Source organism: Streptomyces sp. NBC_01788 (assembly GCF_035917575.1).
GTDB lineage: Bacteria > Actinomycetota > Actinomycetes > Streptomycetales > Streptomycetaceae > Streptomyces.
On the sequence record NZ_CP109090.1, the window covers coordinates 7,578,566 to 7,594,967 of the forward strand.

Here is a 16,402-nt window from a genome sequence, read left to right on the forward strand (position 1 = left end):
GGGCGCGGCCCGCGAGTTCCGCCTCCCCGGGGGTCAGGGCTTGCGGGCCACGCCACCGTGGATGTCCGTGGGCTCGGTCCTGGTGCCCGGCTCGGGACGCCACAGCGGACAGGAGACGATGCCGGGCTCGAACAGCTCGAGTCCCTCGTAGTAGGCGACCAGTTGCTCCGGGCTGCGCAGCACGTACGGGACGGCGCCGGTGTCGTCGTAGCCCTGCTGGGCCTCCTTGAGCGCCTGGTCGGTGTCGGTGCTGTCGTAGTGCACGAAGCAGCTGCCGGAGGGCAGGGCGGCCTGGAGGCGGCGGACGATCGACTTGGCCTCCTCGTAGTCCTGGATGTGGCCGAGGATGCCCATCAGCATGAGGGCGACCGGCCGGCCGAAGTCGAGGATCTTGCCCGCCCGCTCGATGATCGCCTCGGGGTCGTGCAGATCCGCGTCGATGTACTCGGTCAGACCCTCGGGGGTGCTGGTGAGCAGGGCCTGGGCGTGGCGCAGCACCAGCGGGTCGTTGTCGACGTAGACGATGCGCGACTCGGGGGCGATGCGCTGGGCGACCTGGTGGGTGTTGTCGTAGGTCGGCAATCCGGTGCCGATGTCGAGGAACTGGCGGATGCCGAGGTCGCCGGCCACGTAGGTCACGGCGCGGATCAGGTACTGGCGGGAGGCACGGGCCATCGTCCCGATGGTCGGCGCGTGCTCGCGGTAGGCGTCGCCCGCGATCCGGTCGACCTCGTAGTTGTCCTTGCCGCCCATCCAGTAGTTCCAGATGCGGGCCGAGTGCGGCACCGTGGTGTCGATCTTGGACAGCGCGTCCTGGTCCGGGGTGAGCTCGCTGTCTGCCATGGGGGGTCTCCTGCTGTCGGTGCCGCGGTCGGTGTCTGACTTCAACCTAGCGTCAACGTCCTTATGCGCGGCCCGAGTTCAGCAGGCTGACGGGGAAGTGCGGGGCCGGGTGAGGGTCCGGGGGTCGCGGGGGCTGCAGGACTCGGGGTCCGAGGGCCGCCACCGCCGCGGACCGGGACCTTCCGATCCCGGTCCGGGTTCGCTCCGGGGTCCGGTTCCGGTCCCGGCTCAGTCGACCAGGAAGTCCGCCTGGCCGGCCTTGACGCCCCGGAGGAACGCGATCATCTCGTCCCGGCTGTAGAGCAGTGCGGGTCCCTCGGGGTCGGTGGACTGACGCAGGGCCACCGTGCCGTCGGGCAGGCGCTTGGCTTCGACGCAGGAGCCGCCGTTGGTGCCGCTCCAGGGCTTGTGCCAGCCCGCGGCGCCCAGGTCGGCGGCCGGCATGCCGCTGTGGAGGGGGGTGTCGGATGCCATGTATCACAACTCCTCAAGCAGTTCGCCCAGGACGTCCCTGGTGCGTGCGACCGGTTCCGCCTGCACGGACATCCGGTCCAGGACTTCGAGATAGGTCACGACGTCGTCCGGCCGGTCGTAGTACACCGAGCCCGCGAGGTTCTCGGTGTAGACGACGTCGGGCAGTTCGGAGAAGCCGAAGCGGAAGTGGTGGAAGGGGCCGAAGGCGCCCGGGTGGGCCCCCACCGAGTAGGGCATGATCTGGACGCTGACCTTCGGCATCCGGAGCACCTCGACCATGCGGTCGAGCTGGGCCCGCATCACCTCGGGACCGCCGACGGGCCGGCGCAGCACGGTCTCGTCGAGGATGGCCCACACGGCCGGGCCGTCCGGCTTGGCGAGCAGGTCCTGACGTCTCAGGCGCAGGTCGACGCGGCGGGCGATCTCCTCCTTCGACTCGTTGGGGAAGCCGACGCGCATGAGCGCGGTGGCGTACTCGCGGGTCTGCAACAGGCCGGGCACGTAGTGGGGTTCGTAGAGGCGGATGACGCTGGCCTCGCTCTCCAGGCTCACGTACGCCTTGAACCACTCCGGCAGCACGTCGCGGTACTTGTACCACCAGCCGGGCCGGTTGGCCTCGCGGGCCAGGGTGACGAAGTCGTCGATCTCCCGTACGGGAACGCCGTAGGTGCGCAACAGCTCCCTGACGTACGGGATGCGCAGGCCGACCTCCGCCTTCTCTATCCGGCGGACCGTCAAGGGCGTGACCTCGATGGCCCGTGCCGCGTCCTCGAAGGAGACCCCGGCCCGCTCCCGCAGGTGCCGCAGACGCTTGCCGAGGACCATCCGCAGGACGGTGGGCGCGCTCCCGCCTGAGCGGTTCTCCCTCACGTCCTACCTCCCGAACGGCCATCGTCGCGTGCAGTGTGACATGTCATCGACGACGCAGACAGGGTGTTGGTGAACGTTCTGAAATTATCAGAACGCAGGTTGCGGGCCGCGTGTGTCCGACACCATAGTGACAGGGTGAGCTGTCGTGCAGCGGGCCGTCGGGGGCGGCCAACTGCCCTGATCAGCAAGCCGAATTGACATACCGCCAGATGTGGATGCCCGGCCCCGAACGGGCATGCGACGCGAGACCTGGATGGCCACCGTGACCGACGGACAGTCGAGGAGCCCGGACGACCCCGGACCCGCCCGGGGCGCGCGGACGAGCGCGGCCGTCCGGACGCAGGATGCCGCCTTCGGACCGATGACGGCATCCGGCGGCCGACGCCCTGGACCGCCGCCCGCCCCGGCGGACGCCGGGCACCGACCTGCTGTCCCCGCGTCGGCGGACGCCGGGCACCGGTCGGCCGTCGCCGCGGGGACAGCTGGGGCCGGCTCGGACGACCCCTTCCGCATCCGCTCCACCGTGCCCGCCGACCCCTCCTGGGCGGCGGCCGTACGGCGCCTGGTCGCCGGGCAACTCGCCCGGCTGCCGCTGTCGGCCGATCAGCGCGACGGGGCGGTGCTCGCCACGGACGAGTTGTTCGCCAACGCGGTCAAGCACGCGCGCACCGACCCGGACGACACGGTCACGGTGACCGTGGAGGGCAGCGCTCACGCCCTCCGCGTGACCGTGGCGGACTCCTCGCCGGTGCTGCCCCGGCCACGACCGGCCGACGCGACCGCGGAGTCGGGCCGCGGACTCGCCATCGTGGCCGCCCTGGCCGACGACTGGGGCATGTCCCCACCTGAACCGGGCCGCCCCGGCAAGAGAGTCTGGTTCACCCTCCGCCACCAAGGAAGCCCGTCCCCATGACGGCCACCCCGGACCACCCCGTGGGCACGCCCAGGACACCCCGCGGCCCGACCGGCGGCCCCGCGACCCCGACACCCCACACGGTCCCGCCTGCCCCCACAACCTCGGTCGGCCCGACACCGGTTCAGGCCGGGCCGACCCCGCCGGGCAGGGGCGTCGTGGCGTCGCCGGGCACGCAGGACGCGGTGCTGCCGCCGGTTGGGCAGGGCTCGGTGTCGCCGGGTGGGCAGGACGTGCTGCAGCCAGGCGGGCGCGGTGTGGCGTCGCCGGTCCGGCGAGGCGCGGCGCCCTTGGGTGAGCGAGGCGCGGCGCCGCTGGACCGGCTGCCCTCGGACGGGCAGGCCCTGGTGTCGTCGGACGGGCAAGGTGCGATGCCACGGGTGGGACAGGACCCGGTGTCGCCGGGTGAGCAGGACGTGTTGCTGTCGGTCGGGCAAGGTGTGGCGTCGTGTGGGCGAGAGGCGGGGTCGTCGGGCGGCCAGGGGGTGGTGCCGCAGAGTGGGCGAGGGGTGCGGCAGGGCCCGGTGCCGCCGGTCGGGCAGGGCGTGCTGCAGCCAGGCGGGCGCGGTGTGGTGTCGCCGGTCGGGCCAGGCGCGGGACCCTCGGGCGGGCAGGACGCTGTGCCACCGGTCGAGCAAGGAGCGATGCCGCACGTGGGGCGAGGCACAGCGCACTCGGGCGGGCAGGATGCGGTTCGCCCGGGCGGGCAGCGGGACGTGGTCTTGGCGTCGGGCGGGCAGGACGTGGTGGCGGTCGGTGGTCATGGTGTGGTGGCGTTGGCCGGGGAGGCTGCCTCTCTTGTGGCGGACGAGCTCGTGCGCCGGGCCGAGGCTGATCGGGAGGTGACGAGGGAGACGGGGTCAGCGCCCACCGCGGAGCGGCGGCGGAAGGTGGCGGAGTGCCGGCGGGGCAACGCCGAGGCCCTCGCGGTGATCGTGCGTCGGCACGGCTGGCCGACCGTGGAGGCCGTGGGCGGAGCCGCCTCGACGGCCGCTCTGATGATCCTGCTGCACGCCCCTGACCTGGACTTCCGGCTGCGCTGCCGGGATCTGGTCGCGCAGGCCACCGCGGACGGACGCTGCCCCGCCGTGCACCTGGCCTACATCGCCGACCACTGCGCCGTCGAACTGGGCGAGCCGCAGTTCTACGGCACGCGGATCAACCCCGCCACCCTCCGCCCGTACCCCGTGCGCCGCCCGCAGACCCTCGACGAGCGCCGCCGGGACGTCGGACTCGGTCCGCTGGAGGAACAGATGCGGGCGCTGCGCGCGCACGGCTGACAATCCCGGGGCCGGCCCGCACGCTGCTCACCCCACCTTGCGGCCCCGCAGCGGCTCCGTGTCCTCCCCCTCGCCCCGTTGCAACCCCTGGAGGAACTCCTGGAGGACCTCGGTCGCCGTACGCTCCGGCCGCCAGCCCAGCTCGACGTGCGCCCGGGTGCAGTCCATCAGGGGCAGGTGGAGGACCGCGTCGAACAACTGGGGCGAGGCGGGCAGCAGCCGCAGCCCCCATGCGGCGGCGATCGCCGAACGGGCGGCTGTGCGCGGCAGCCGTACGGGCCGGGAGCCGAGCAGCTCACCCAGCACCCGCGCGTCCAGCGGCGGCTCGGCGGCCAGATTGAACGCTCCCCGCACCTCGTTCGTGAGCGCCAGCCGGTAGGCCCGGGCGGCGTCGTCCGTGTGCAGAGCCTGCACCCGCAGGCCCGGGATGTCGGGCAGGAACGGCATCAGCTCGGGTCGGGCCAGCTGCCCCGGCAGGAACCGCCCGGCGAAGATCCGCCGCTGCTCGCTCGCCGACTCCCGCTTGAACAGGAAGGCCGGGCGCATCCGGACCACCCGCACATCCGGATGGTCCCGCTCGAAGGTGTCCAGGGCCCGTTCCAGATACGCCTTCTCCCGGCAGTACGCGGCGTCCGGCCAGCCGTGGGTCGGCCACGACTCGTCCACCGCGTGGTCCTTCGGCCCCGGTGAGTAGGCGCCGACCGACGAGGCGTGCACCAGGACCGGAACCCGCGCCGCGGCCACCGCTTCGAAGACCCGCATGCTGCCCAGCACGTTGGTGCGCCAGGTGGCCGCCGGATCGTGCGTGGGCTGGAAGGCCCAGGCCAGATGGATCACCGTGTCGGCGCCCGCGAACTCCCCGGCCAGCCCGGACTGCTCGAAGGACACGTCCACCGCCGACCACTGCGTCTTCGGCGGCGACCACTGCGGGATCCGGCGGGCCAGTCCCCGTATGGACCCGATCTCCGGATCCTCGGACAGGACGCGTACGACACTCGTGCCGACATTGCCGGTGGCGCCCGTGACGACGACCCGGCTGCCCGAAGCGCTGCTCACCTTCGGCTCCTCTCGGCGGCGGCTGCCAGTGCGCACCCGAGTACCCGGTCCCGGCCGGCCGACGCGGACCGCACGGACCCGGACCGCCCGGCACGCCTCACGGCGTCCGCCGCTCGCGGGCCCAGTCCAGCAGCTGCTCCCCGGGCCACGTGGTCACCACGCGCTCCGGTGGCACCCCGCACTCCTCGGCCCGCGCGCATCCGTGGATCTGCCAGTCCAGCTGGCCGGGTGCGTGGGCGTCGGTGTCGACGGAGAACAGCACACCGGCATCGACGGCCCGGCGCAGCAGCCGCCGCGGCGGGTCGAGCCGCTCCGGGCGGCTGTTGATCTCCACGGCCGTGCCGGTCTCGGCGCACGCGGCGAACACCGCGTCCGCGTCGAACTCCGACTCCGGACGCCCCCGCCCGGTCAGCAGCCGCCCGGTGCAGTGGCCGAGCACGTCGGAGTGCGGATCGCGTACGGCGGCCACCATGCGGCGGGTCATCGACCGGGCGTCCATCCGCAGTTTGGAGTGCACCGACACCACCACGACGTCCAGCCGCTCCAGCAGCCCGGGATCCTGGTCGAGCGAGCCGTCGTCGAGGATGTCGCACTCGATGCCGGTCAGCAGCCGGAACGGGGCCCAGGTCCGGTTCAGCTCCGCGACCACGTCCAGTTGCTCGCGCAGCCGCTCGGCGGACAGCCCGCGGGCCACCGTCAGCCGCGGCGAGTGGTCCGTCAGCACCGCCCACTCGTGCCCGAGGCGCGCCGCGGTCCGGCCCATCTCCTCGATCGGGCTGCCGCCGTCGGACCAGTCGGAGTGCAGATGGCAGTCACCGCGCAGCAGCGCCCGCAGCCGTTCGCCGCCCTGAGCGAGCGGTTCGCCGGCCTCGTCCTCCAGTGCGCGCAGATAACCGGGCACCTGCCCGGTCAGCGCCTCCCGCACGACCTGGGCGGTCTTCGGGCCGACGCCCTTGAGCGACTCGAGCGTCCCGGCCGCGGCCCGGTCGGTCACCTCCTGCCCGGGCAGCCCGGACAGCACCCGGGAGGCGGTGCGGAAGGCGCGCACCCGGTAGGTCGGCGCCAGGGACCGCTCCAGCAGGAAGGCGATCCGGTCCAGTGCCTCGACAGGGTCCATCGCCACCTCCACCCCCAGGGTTGCCCGGTGCCGCCGGTACCGCATCACGCGGAGGCCCGACGGCACCGGAAAGCCCGTCGCCGCGGTAGGCGTTCTAGGCTGGATGACATGACCGAAGTCGCTACGCCCTACATTTCGCGGCCGCGGATCCTTGTGCTGGCCGTGCAGCCGGGCAGTCCGCCCTTCCGGATCGTGGAGATCGACGGCGAGGTGGTCGGTGAGGCGAAGACCGTCATCGACGTACTGACAGCCGCCGCCGCCTTCGGCATCAGCATCCACGACCTCGACGATCCGGACGTGATCCGCTGGGTCGGCGGCGACAAGTTCACCTGGACCGTGCACTAGCGGCGTGCGCCGACCGCGTGTACCTGCCGCCAGTGCCGGTCCGGGGAATCAGCCCACCGTCCACTTCTGGTTGGCGCCGCCCGTGCAGGTCCAGATCTGCAGCCGGGTGCCGTTGGCGGAATTGTTGCCGGTGACATCCAGACACTTGTTCGCCTGCGGGTTGACGATGTCGTGCGCGGAGGAGACGACCCACTTCTGGTTCGCACCGCCGCCGCAGTCCCAGAGCTGGACCGTGGAGCCGTCCGCCGTGCCGCGGTCCGTGACGTCGAGGCACTTGCCGAGCGCGCGCAGGGTGCCGTCCGAGCCGACCGTCCACTGCTGGGCGGCGCTGCCGTTGCAGTCGTAGAGCTGTACGGGGGTGCCGTTGGCGGAGTTCGCCGCGGCCACGTCCACGCACTTGCCGGCCAGCCCCCGGATCGCGACGCCACCGGCCGTGTCACTGGTGGTCACCGAGACCGAGTCGACCACGAGCTGCTGCGGGAAGGAGGTGGAGCCGTCCGGGTCGCCCGGCCAGTAACCGCCCACGGCCAGGTTCAGGATCAGGAAGAACGGCTTGTTGAACACCCACGTCTTGCCGCCGAGGTCGGCAGGCGTACGCCGCTGGTAGACGTTGCCGTCCACGGACCAGGTGATCGAGTTCGGCGCCCAGTCGACGGCGAAGGTGTGGAAGGCGTCCGCGAAGGCCTGCCCGTTCGGCAGCGTGTAGCCCGCGCCGATGCCGCCCGAGCCGGAGTAGCCGGGGCCGTGGATCGTGCCGTGGACGCTGGACGGCTCGAAACCGACGTTCTCCATGATGTCGATCTCGCCGGAGTCCGGCCAGTTGACCGGCGTCCCGAGCATCCAGAACGCGGGCCACATGCCCTGCCCCCGCGGGATCTTCATCCGGGCCTCCACGTGCCCGTACTGCGCGGAGAACTTCCCGGAGGTGTTCAGCCGGGCGGAGGTGTACTGGCATGTGCCGTACCAGCACTGGTAGTTGGAAGGATTCTCCCGACGCGCGGTGATGACCAGGTGGCCCTGGCCGTCCAGGGCCGCGTTCTTGTTGCCCGACGTGTAGTACTGCCGCTCGTGGTTGTTGACGTTGTCGCCGGTCTCGATCTGCCACTTGGAGGAGTCGACGGCCGCGCCGGCGGGACCGTCGAAGTTGTCGGAGAACGTGACGGCGGCGGCCGCCTTCGGGGTGGCCGCCGTGGGGGTGGCCGCCTTCGGGGAGTCTGCCTGTGCCGGGCCGATGGCGGCGGAACCGGCCAGGACGGCGGACAGGGCGGCGAACAGGCATCTGCGGAGCAGGCGTGGACGTGCCACGGCTCTCCCTTCCGTGCGGCAGCCCGGGCCCGGGCCGCCGACCGTTGTGGGGGGGTGAATGTGTCGCCCTTGATTCAAGGAGTGAGATAAGGGAGCGTCAATACATGGTACGGACCAATTCCGGCCATCACTCACGCGGCCTGCGCGCGTGCACGGCCCGGCCCATGCGCCGGCCCAGGAGTAACCAACCCAGCAGCGCGCCCGAGGTGTTGAGGATGACGTCGTCGATGTCGAAGGCCCGCCCGGTGATCAGCGCGCCCTGCGCGAACTCCACGAGCAGCATCACCGTCGCGGTGAGCAGCAGCACCGGCAGGACTTTGCGCGCCCCCGGCGCCACGACCGGTACCAGCACGCCGAACGGCACCCCGAGCAGCACGTTCCCGCCGAGCTGCTTGACCGCCTCCCGTGTCTGCGCCCCCTCCAGATAGGCCCGGAGCGAGCTTCCCGGGCGTAGATTGCTGTGCGCGATGGACGCCGACGCGGGCGACGGCTCCAGCGTCAGCTTCGCCAGGACGACCGCGAACGCCACCATGAAGGCGAAGGCGCACAGCATCGCCAGCAACCGCAGCGGCCAGGGCGCGGGCCGGCGGACGCCGCCGCCCGGCCGCCCGTCGGCTTTGGCCCGGCCCCTTGCCCCGCGCGGGCGGAAAACCGTACGCGGATTGAACGCCACCCGGCTCATGCCACTCCTCCCGGACGCCAACTCCCTTGCCAGACAACCCTTTTACCCGCGAACCGACGGAGGATGCCTCGCCCTGCCGTGGGGGGCCTGCGCCACGGGATCGGCCTTGGACGGCCGGCCGACGACATCGTCCAACCGGACATCGCGCGCAGGACGGATTTCCGGCGCCCCGCCGTGGCCATGGATGATCAGGCGCGTGCCGATGCCGGCGACGACCGCCCCTCCACGAGAACCGAGGCCATGAGCAACCACTGCTGTGAGGCGATGAGCAGCCATGTGAACATGCGCTGCGACGTGCACGACGACCCCTACGCCTGACCGGATGTGCTGATCGACTACAGCGCCGAGTGCCAGAGTTACGGGCTGATCATCCATGACGGCGGCACATCGAGTATCACCATCGACTTCTGTCCCTGGTGCGGACGGCATCTTGCGAAGTCGCGGCGGGAGTGACGGAACCTCCGGCCGGCGCGGCCCGGGGGCCGTTCAGGGGCTGTACGTGATGTGGACCTCCTTGAAGCCGAGGGACTTGAGGAGGCCTTCGAGCATGCCGGTGGTGTTGGTCTCGGCGCGGGCCGTCAGGCCGCTGTCCTTGGCCGCGTCGGCGATGTGCTCGACCGCGAGGCGCTGTACGGCCTGTTCGCTGTTCGGGTTGTCGGAGAACAGGTCGCCGAGCCGGTCGAGCAGACCGCGCTGCTTGGAGACGGCGTAGGAGTGGTCCGAGTCCAGGGCCGGGCGGCCGAGCCGCGCGTGCGGCAGCCGCAGGGTGGCGGTGGTGCGGTCGCCGTCGACCGTCACGTCCTGGTCACCGAGCCCGCCGAGGTCCACGTAGGCGTCCACGGTGCCGGCCCCGACGTAGAGGGTGCGGGTGCCGCGGATCGCGTCGGGCAGGTACTTGGTGTCCTTCTCCAGGTCCACGACGACCTGGAAGTTGCCGGAGGCGGCGTCGTAGCGGCTCAGGTCCTGGATCGACTTCAGCAGCGCGGGGCCCGAGCGGTCGTGCGTCTCGGTGCCGAACAGGTCCTTGATGCCGGGCAGCACGGCCAGCGCGACACCGGCGAACAGCAGCGCCAGTACCACCACGACGGCACTCACCGCCTTCGCCCAGCCGGGCATGCGCCGGGTGACTCGCTCGGGGGCAGTCGTCATCCCACGGTTCTCCTTCCTTCCTCCTCAGAATGCCCGCCAAATCCTTTGCCAGACCGGTCAGTTGGCCGGACGAAGGGCGGCCGCGGCGCGCGGGCGCCTGCCTTGCCCCGGCAGCGGGTGTGCCGCGGCCCGTCGGCGCGCGATCAGTAGCATGAGCCGGGAGTCGGAATGATCAGCGAGGAGCGGATCGTGCGAGACATCGCGGTGTTCAGCGGCAGTGCCCACCCCGACCTGGCGGCGGAGGTGTGCGCGCATCTGGGCGTACCCCTCAGCCCGGCGCGGGTCAGCCGGTTCGCCAACGACTGCCTGGAGGTGCAGCTCCGTGCGAACTGTCGGGAGCGGGACGTCTTCCTCATCCAGCCGCTGGTCAAGCCGGTACAGGAGCACCTCGTCGAGTTGCTCCTGATGTGCGACGCCGCCCGCGGCGCGTCCGCCGGGCGGATCACCGTCGTGATGCCGCACTACTCCTACGCCCGCTCCGACAAGAAGGACGCCCCGCGCATCTCGCTGGGCGGTCGGCTGGTGGCCGACCTGCTGGTAGCGGCGGGCGCGAGCCGGGTCCTGACGATGACGCTGCACGCCCCGCAGGTGCACGGCTTCTTCTCGGTGCCCGTCGACCACCTGCACGCGCTGCGTGAACTCGCCGAGCACTTCCGGCAGTACGACCTGTCCCGCACCACCGTGGTCTCCCCGGACCTGGGCAACGCCAAGGAGGCGGCCGCGTTCGCCCGGATGATCGGGGCCCGGGTGGCCGCCGGGGCCAAGCAGCGCTACGCCGACGACCGGGTGACCATCAGCTCCGTCATCGGCGACGTGGCCGGGCGGGACGTCATCGTGCTGGACGACGAGATCGCCAAGGGCAGTACGGTGCTCGAACTGCTCGATCGGTTGCGCGAGTTGGGACCCCGCTCGATCCGCGTCGCCTGCACCCACGGCCTGTTCGCGGCGGGCGCCCTCAAACGGCTGACCGAGCAGAGCGACGTCCTGGAGATCGTGTGCACCAACACCGTGCCGGTGCCGTCGGAGGGCGAGGAGTACCGGGACCACAAGGACAAGCTGCGGATCCTCTCCATCGCCCCGGCCCTCGCCGAGGCCGTGCGCCGCATCCACAACGGCGAGTCGGTGAGCGCCCTGTTCGACGCGCCGCCCGGCGAGTAGTCACAGTCGGCCAGAATTCGGAGACATATGTCAACCGAACATGCTGGAATTCACTCTTACGAGGGTAACTTGCTGAGCGGGTAGGGGTGTTGGGCCTCGAACACCGGGGGATGCTGTGATCTCCGAGCCCGTCGTACGAGGAGCCGGCTGGAGGGGAAGGTCGTCGTGCAGCAGGAACCTGCGCCGTCGTTCACCCGGCATCTGCGTGTCCACCGGGACCGAGGGCACACGGTGCTCGAGTTCCGGGGCGAGATAGACATCGTCGCCGAGGCGCAGATCGCCCCCCACATCGACCGGGCAACCGCACCGCCCGGGGCCCGGGTCGTGATCGACCTGAGCCGGGTGGACTTCTTCGACTGCTCGGGGCTGCGCCTGCTCTACCGGGCCCGCGGCAGGGTCCTCGACCACGGCGGGGAGCTGCACCTCGTGTGCACGCACCCGCTGACCCTCCGCATCCTGAGGGTGACCGGCCTGTCCCGGCTGCTGCCCCCGCAGCCGACGCTGGAGGCGGCCCTGGAACAGCACGGGGCCGCGTCCGGCTCGGTGTGACCGGGCGCGCCGCCGGTTCGACCTGATCAGGCACGCCGCCGGACCGGTGTGCCCGGACGTCGGGCGTCAGTCCATCAGCAGGACCAGCTTGCCCGTGGTCCGGCCGGTTTCGCCGGCCTCGTGCGCCCTGGCGGCCTCGGCCAGCGGGAAGGTCCCGGCGATCGTGGCGCGCAGCCCGCCCTCGTCGACGAGCCGAGCGATCCGACGCATGCCGTGGTGGTCGGCGTCGACGAGCATCCGGACCGCCCGCACGCCGAGCCGCCCGGCCTCGCGGTAGAGGTCGTCGGAGCCGACCGGCACGATCGACACCACGATCCCGCCGGGCCGCAGGACCCGCAGCGAACGGAGCGAGGTCTCCCCGCCGATGGGGTCCAGTACGACGTCGACGTCCCGTGCCGCCTCGGTGAAGTCGGTGGAGTGGTAGTCGACCGGCTCGTCCACGCCGATGCCGCGCAGGAAGTCCTGCTTGCCGGCGCCGGCGGTGCCGAAGACGTACGCGCCGCGCGCCTTGGCGATCTGCACGGCCACATGGCCGACTCCGCCGGCCGCCGCGTGGACCAGCACCCGCTGCCCCGCCCGGAGATCCGCCCGCTCCACCAGCGCCTGCCACGCGGTCAGCGACACCAGCGGCAGCGCGCCCGCCTGGATGTGGTCGATCCCGGTCGGCTTCGGCGCGAAGACCCGGGCCGGGGCGGTCACGTACTCGGCGTGCGAGCCGTGGCCGAACGGGTACGAGAGCATGCCGAAGACCTCGTCTCCGGGCCGGAAGAGGGAGGCGCCGACGCCCGTTGCCTCGACCACCCCGGAGACGTCCCAGCCCAGTACGAACGGCGGCTGTCCCAAGAAGAGGCCGCCGGCCCGGTGTTTCCAGTCCGTGGGGTTCAGCCCGGCGGCCCGCACCCGCACCAGCACCTCGTTGGCCCTGGGCACGGGCCGCTCCAGTTCGACTTCCCGCAGCACCTCGGGACCGCCGAGCACGTCCTGACTGATCGCGCGCATCGTCCCCGAGCCGTTCGTCTCCATGCCGTTCGCCTCCATGCCGTTCATGGTGAACCAGTCCGCCCGCGCCCGCCCGCTCATCCGGCGGCGCGTCCCGCGGCCCGGACTCTCCTGCCACTGCCCGGACCTGGCGGGCGGTCAGGTCAGCCGGCGCTCGCCCTCCGCGCGTGCCTGAATCCGCGGGGCCGGGATATCCGGGAAGGAGGGCGGCTGGACACTCACGTCCCGCCGCCGGACCCTACGGAGGAGACATGCCACTGGTGAACGCGGGCGTCGTGGTGCTCGACTGCGCCGAGCCCGAGAAACTCGCCGTGTTCTACAAGGAGTTGCTCCAGGCGCGGGAGACGGACGTGACCGCGAACCTGGTGCAGATCAGGGCCGCCGACGGACTCCGGCTCGCCTTCCGCCGTGACGCGGGCGCGACACCGCCGAGCTGGCCGCGCCCGGAGAACTCGCTCCAGATCCACCTGGACTTCCTGGTGGACGACCTGGACGCGGCTGAACGCCGGGTCGTCGAACTCGGCGGCCGCCCGCTCGAAGCCAAGGACGCCCCCGGCCCGTACGAGGAGCGCGGCTGCTCCGACCCGGCCGGCCACACCTTCACGCTCCGCCGCGTCCCCGAGGTCGGCCCCAAGCAGGGCTGACCCCACCCGGCGCCGGGCCGGGCGGGCGGTGACGGCCGGCCGCCGTGCCGGGAGGCGCGGCGCCGGTCGCGGTCGGCGGCAGGCCAGGGTGGCCGGGGTTCCACAGCGCTACGGGTCAGTCGTGGTCGTTCCTGACCTTGGCGGGCCAGACGCCGATCGAGCGTTCGACGGCGGTGGCGCCCGCCCGGTCGACGGCGCCGCGCACGACGGCGAAGATGGCGCCCTGTACGGCCGCGGCGAGCAGGATCTCCCCCCAGCGGCGGTTCTCGTCGAGCGGCTCGGGCGCCTCGTCCTCGTGGCGGATGGCCTTCCACGTCGCGCGGAAGGCCAGGCCCGCCAGCGCGCCGCCGGCCCAGCCCAGCAAGAAGCCGACGGGCTGGTATGCGAGCGGGAGCTTGAGCTTCTTCTTGGCCATCGGTGTCTCCTTCGCCGGTACGGGGGCGAGGCTCTCGGGGCGGGCCGTGGTCAGGGCCGTCCCTGCGGCGGGACCTCCTCACCGGGCGGTACGGGACCCGGCGGGGTCCCGTCGCCGAAGGGGCGCCCGCCGAACTCCTCGCGGTGGTGCGGACTCAGCCATCCGGACAGGTCGGGGCCGAGGGGCACGATCCCGGTCGGGTTGATGCCCGAGTGCACCTGGTAGTAGTGCCGCTTGATGTGGTCGAAGTCGACCGTGTCCCCGAAGCCGGGCGTCTGGTAAAGGTCCCGGGCGTACGCCCACAGCACCGGGTTCTCGGCGAGCTTCCAGCGGTTGCACTTGAAGTGGCCGTGGTAGACGGCGTCGAACCGGACCAGCGTGGTGAACAGCCGGATATCCGCCTCGGTGATCGTGTCGCCCACGAGGTAACGCTGCCCGGCCAGACGGGACTCCAGCAGCTCCAGCCGCCGGAACACACCCACGCAGGCCGCCTCGTACTCCTCCTGGTTCGTGGCGAAGCCCGCCCGGTACACGCCGTTGTTGACGTCCTCGTAGACCTCCGCCATCACCGTGTCGATCTCGTCGCGCCGTGCCCGCGGATACAGATCCGGAGCGCCGGGCCGGTGCAGCTCGCTCCACTCGGTGGCGAGGTCGAGCGTGATCTGCTGGTAGTCGTTCGTGACCAGCTCGCCGCTGGGCACGTCGACCACCGCGGGCACGCTCACCCCGCCCGGGTAGCCGGTCTCCCGCCGGTCGTAGGCCTCGCTGAGGAAGCGGATACCGAGCACGGGATCCCGGCCGCCGGCGTCCAGCGTGAAACGCCAGCTCCGGTCGTCCTGGATCGGATCCACGACGGCCAGGGACAGGGCGTCCTCAAGACCCAGCAGCCGCCGTGAGACCAGTGCCCTGCTCGCCCACGGGCAGGCACGGCTGACCACCAGCCGGTACCGTCCGGCCTCCACCGGCCGGCCGTCCCGCCCGTCGGCGGTGATCCGGTCCGCGAAGTGGCTCCTGGACCGTTTGAAGGCCTTGTGCCCGTAGGCGCTGTTGCCCTCGCCCCCGTCGCTCATGTGTCCTCCCTGCTCGGCCTGCTCTGCGGACGTCCTGGTGAACACGTTCCCCGAAATCCGTCCGCGGCACGGAGTGAGCCACGGTGGACCGGGTGCGGGCACGAAGGGGCCCCGCCGCGACGGGGGAGCGCGGCGGGGCCTGACACACGCATGCCCGGACGGGACGGGCTCATGCCTCCCGGCCGGAATTTCCCGCGGCTCAGTTCGCGGCGGCCGGTTCCAGCACGAAGACCGGGATCTCCCGGGCGGTCTTCTCCTGGTACTCCGCGTACGGCGGGAACGCGGCCACCGCCCGCTCCCACCACTGCGCCTTCTCCGCGCCGGTGGCCTCGCGGGCCGTCATGACCTGCTTGACCGGACCGTCCTGGAGCTCGACGCGGGGATCGGCCTTGAGGTTGAAGTACCAGAACGGGTGCTTGGGCGCACCACCTTGGGAGGCCACCACGGCGTACCGTCCCTCGTGCTCCACGCGCATCAACGGTGTCTTGCGGATCCTGCCGCTGCGAGCGCCCACGGTGGTCAGCAGGATCACGGGCAGCCCCGTGTCCCACAGCGTGGTCCCCTCGGTACCGCCCGAGCTCTCGTACAGCTCCACCTGCTCCCGCACCCACTGGGCCGGGCTGGGCTCGTACACACCCTCAAGAGCCATGCCTGCCATCCTCTCGTCGCATACCGTGACTGATGGTGCACGCCATTCAACATCGGCGCCGCCCCGATCCATCCCGGCACCGTCCCCTATCGCGCCGCCGCGGGCCGCGGCGGCGCGATAGGGGACGGTGCGCTCACCCCGGCCCTGCCGCCATCCGTGCCGCCAGCAGCATGATCACGCCGCTGGACACCAGAGCCGTCGCCAGTTGTCCTCGGGGACCCGTCAGGGCGCGGCCGAGCAGCGTGCCGCCGCCCGCGAGCAGTAGTTGCCAGCTCGTGGAGGCGGCGAAGGCCGCCAGGACGAACACCGCCCGATCGGACGGTGCAGTGGCGTGCGTGCCGAGGACCAGCGCCGCGAAGTAGAGCAGCGTGGCGGGGTTGAGCAGGGTCAGGCCGAGCAGGGCGAGGTACGCGCGGGCCGGGCTCGGTGGCGGTGGGGCCGTCCGGGTGGCCGTCCGGTGCTCTCGGTACCGGCGCAGCGCGCCGGCCGCGCCCCGGACGGCCAGCGTGGCGAGGAGCAGGGCCGAGGCCCAGCGCAGCGGCACGATCACCGGTCGCAGCGCGGCGGCCAGGGCCGAGCCGCCGAGGGTGGCGAGCAGGGCGTAGAGCCCGTCGGCCGTCGCCACGCCGAGCGCGGCGCACACACCGGTCCGCAGGGGCGAACGGGCGGTCAGGGTGACGAGGTGGGCCGCGACGGCTCCGACGGGCACGGCGATGCCGTAGCCCGCGAGGAGGCCCGCGACGAGCGCGGCGCTCACGACCGCGGCGGACCGGGCCTCCGGGGACGGCCGGGCTGCTGCTGGGACCGAGTCGAAAGGTCGGAGGCAGACGGCAGCGGCGGGAGCACACGGGTCGTGGACATGGCCGGATCCTGTACGCCGTACC

Annotated in this window: 21 protein-coding genes; 8 read left to right on the forward strand and 13 right to left on the reverse strand. The window is 72.2% G+C overall.

From position 1 onward, the window contains the following. Positions 1–33: 33 nt before the first annotated feature. From OIE49_RS33665 to OIE49_RS33675, 3 genes are all read right to left on the reverse strand, one after another. A complete protein-coding gene (locus OIE49_RS33665) occupies positions 34–843 on the reverse strand; it encodes an SAM-dependent methyltransferase (protein ID WP_326805593.1) in 810 nt (269 codons plus the stop codon). Between the two features lie 228 nt (positions 844–1,071). Beyond that, positions 1,072–1,317: a DUF397 domain-containing protein gene (locus OIE49_RS33670; RefSeq protein ID WP_100571356.1), complete on the reverse strand. Its 246-nt coding sequence runs from the start codon at positions 1,315–1,317 to the stop codon at positions 1,072–1,074. 3 nt (positions 1,318–1,320) lie between these two features. After that, the gene (locus OIE49_RS33675) at positions 1,321–2,142 is read right to left on the reverse strand and encodes a helix-turn-helix domain-containing protein (RefSeq protein ID WP_326806399.1); all 822 of its coding nucleotides are present in this window, start codon (positions 2,140–2,142) and stop codon (positions 1,321–1,323) included. Between the two features lie 280 nt (positions 2,143–2,422). Between OIE49_RS33675 and OIE49_RS33680 the strand changes: the two genes are divergently transcribed. Further along, on the forward strand, positions 2,423–3,100 hold the full coding sequence (locus OIE49_RS33680) for an ATP-binding protein (RefSeq protein WP_326805594.1): 678 nt from the start codon (positions 2,423–2,425) through the stop codon (positions 3,098–3,100). A gap of 800 nt (positions 3,101–3,900) precedes the next feature. Continuing rightward, positions 3,901–4,380, forward strand: coding sequence for a DUF6624 domain-containing protein (locus tag OIE49_RS33685; protein WP_326805595.1), 480 nt, complete (start codon positions 3,901–3,903; stop codon positions 4,378–4,380). A gap of 27 nt (positions 4,381–4,407) precedes the next feature. Here the strand turns inward: OIE49_RS33685 and OIE49_RS33690 are convergent, their stop codons facing one another. Beyond that, positions 4,408–5,436: an SDR family oxidoreductase gene (locus OIE49_RS33690; protein WP_326805596.1), complete on the reverse strand. Its 1,029-nt coding sequence runs from the start codon at positions 5,434–5,436 to the stop codon at positions 4,408–4,410. Positions 5,437–5,533: 97 nt separating this feature from the next. Continuing rightward, positions 5,534–6,553 (reverse strand): PHP domain-containing protein, encoded by a 1,020-nt coding sequence (locus OIE49_RS33695; RefSeq protein WP_326805597.1) that lies wholly within the window; start codon positions 6,551–6,553, stop codon positions 5,534–5,536. A gap of 108 nt (positions 6,554–6,661) precedes the next feature. On the opposite strand from OIE49_RS33695, the gene OIE49_RS33700 reads away from it, so the two are divergent. Further along, complete coding sequence (locus OIE49_RS33700) at positions 6,662–6,898, forward strand: hypothetical protein (protein WP_326805598.1); 237 nt, start codon at positions 6,662–6,664, stop codon at positions 6,896–6,898. Between the two features lie 48 nt (positions 6,899–6,946). Here the strand turns inward: OIE49_RS33700 and OIE49_RS33705 are convergent, their stop codons facing one another. Next, positions 6,947–8,203, reverse strand: a complete 1,257-nt coding sequence (locus OIE49_RS33705) for a ricin-type beta-trefoil lectin domain protein (RefSeq protein WP_326805599.1) — start codon at positions 8,201–8,203, stop codon at positions 6,947–6,949. A 127-nt stretch (positions 8,204–8,330) separates the two neighbouring features. Next, complete coding sequence (locus OIE49_RS33710) at positions 8,331–8,885, reverse strand: VanZ family protein (RefSeq protein WP_326805600.1); 555 nt, start codon at positions 8,883–8,885, stop codon at positions 8,331–8,333. 63 nt (positions 8,886–8,948) lie between these two features. Between OIE49_RS33710 and OIE49_RS33715 the strand changes: the two genes are divergently transcribed. Together OIE49_RS33715 and OIE49_RS37245 are read left to right on the forward strand one after the other, a co-directional pair. Further along, positions 8,949–9,203, forward strand: a complete 255-nt coding sequence (locus OIE49_RS33715; RefSeq protein WP_326805601.1) for a hypothetical protein — start codon at positions 8,949–8,951, stop codon at positions 9,201–9,203. Between the two features lie 6 nt (positions 9,204–9,209). Next, entirely contained in the window at positions 9,210–9,338 is a 129-nt protein-coding gene (locus OIE49_RS37245; RefSeq protein ID WP_401739943.1) for a DUF6980 family protein, read from the forward strand. 33 nt (positions 9,339–9,371) lie between these two features. Here the strand turns inward: OIE49_RS37245 and OIE49_RS33720 are convergent, their stop codons facing one another. Further along, positions 9,372–10,034 carry a DUF4230 domain-containing protein gene (locus tag OIE49_RS33720; RefSeq protein WP_326805602.1) on the reverse strand — a complete coding sequence of 221 codons (663 nt, stop codon included), beginning with the start codon at positions 10,032–10,034 and terminating at the stop codon, positions 9,372–9,374. 189 nt (positions 10,035–10,223) lie between these two features. On the opposite strand from OIE49_RS33720, the gene OIE49_RS33725 reads away from it, so the two are divergent. Both OIE49_RS33725 and OIE49_RS33730 read left to right on the forward strand, forming a co-directional pair. Then, the gene (locus OIE49_RS33725) at positions 10,224–11,192 is read left to right on the forward strand and encodes a ribose-phosphate diphosphokinase (RefSeq protein WP_326806400.1); all 969 of its coding nucleotides are present in this window, start codon (positions 10,224–10,226) and stop codon (positions 11,190–11,192) included. Between the two features lie 165 nt (positions 11,193–11,357). Further along, positions 11,358–11,741, forward strand: a complete 384-nt coding sequence (locus tag OIE49_RS33730; RefSeq protein WP_100571364.1) for an anti-sigma factor antagonist — start codon at positions 11,358–11,360, stop codon at positions 11,739–11,741. Positions 11,742–11,807: 66 nt separating this feature from the next. Here OIE49_RS33730 and OIE49_RS33735 read toward each other — a convergent pair whose 3' ends face one another. Further along, entirely contained in the window at positions 11,808–12,764 is a 957-nt protein-coding gene (locus OIE49_RS33735; RefSeq protein WP_326806401.1) for an NADP-dependent oxidoreductase, read from the reverse strand. A gap of 227 nt (positions 12,765–12,991) precedes the next feature. On the opposite strand from OIE49_RS33735, the gene OIE49_RS33740 reads away from it, so the two are divergent. Next, positions 12,992–13,384 carry a VOC family protein gene (locus tag OIE49_RS33740; protein WP_326805603.1) on the forward strand — a complete coding sequence of 131 codons (393 nt, stop codon included), beginning with the start codon at positions 12,992–12,994 and terminating at the stop codon, positions 13,382–13,384. A 115-nt stretch (positions 13,385–13,499) separates the two neighbouring features. On the opposite strand, the gene OIE49_RS33745 is transcribed toward OIE49_RS33740, so the two are convergent. The 4 genes from OIE49_RS33745 to OIE49_RS33760 form a co-directional block, all read right to left on the reverse strand. Further along, a complete protein-coding gene (locus OIE49_RS33745) occupies positions 13,500–13,799 on the reverse strand; it encodes a DUF4235 domain-containing protein (protein ID WP_326805604.1) in 300 nt (99 codons plus the stop codon). Between the two features lie 50 nt (positions 13,800–13,849). Next, on the reverse strand, positions 13,850–14,869 hold the full coding sequence (locus OIE49_RS33750; RefSeq protein WP_326805605.1) for a glutathione S-transferase family protein: 1,020 nt from the start codon (positions 14,867–14,869) through the stop codon (positions 13,850–13,852). A 199-nt stretch (positions 14,870–15,068) separates the two neighbouring features. Continuing rightward, a complete protein-coding gene (locus OIE49_RS33755) occupies positions 15,069–15,518 on the reverse strand; it encodes a nitroreductase family deazaflavin-dependent oxidoreductase (protein WP_326805606.1) in 450 nt (149 codons plus the stop codon). A 133-nt stretch (positions 15,519–15,651) separates the two neighbouring features. Then, entirely contained in the window at positions 15,652–16,275 is a 624-nt protein-coding gene (locus OIE49_RS33760) for a LysE family transporter (protein WP_326805607.1), read from the reverse strand. Positions 16,276–16,402: the final 127 nt, after the last annotated feature.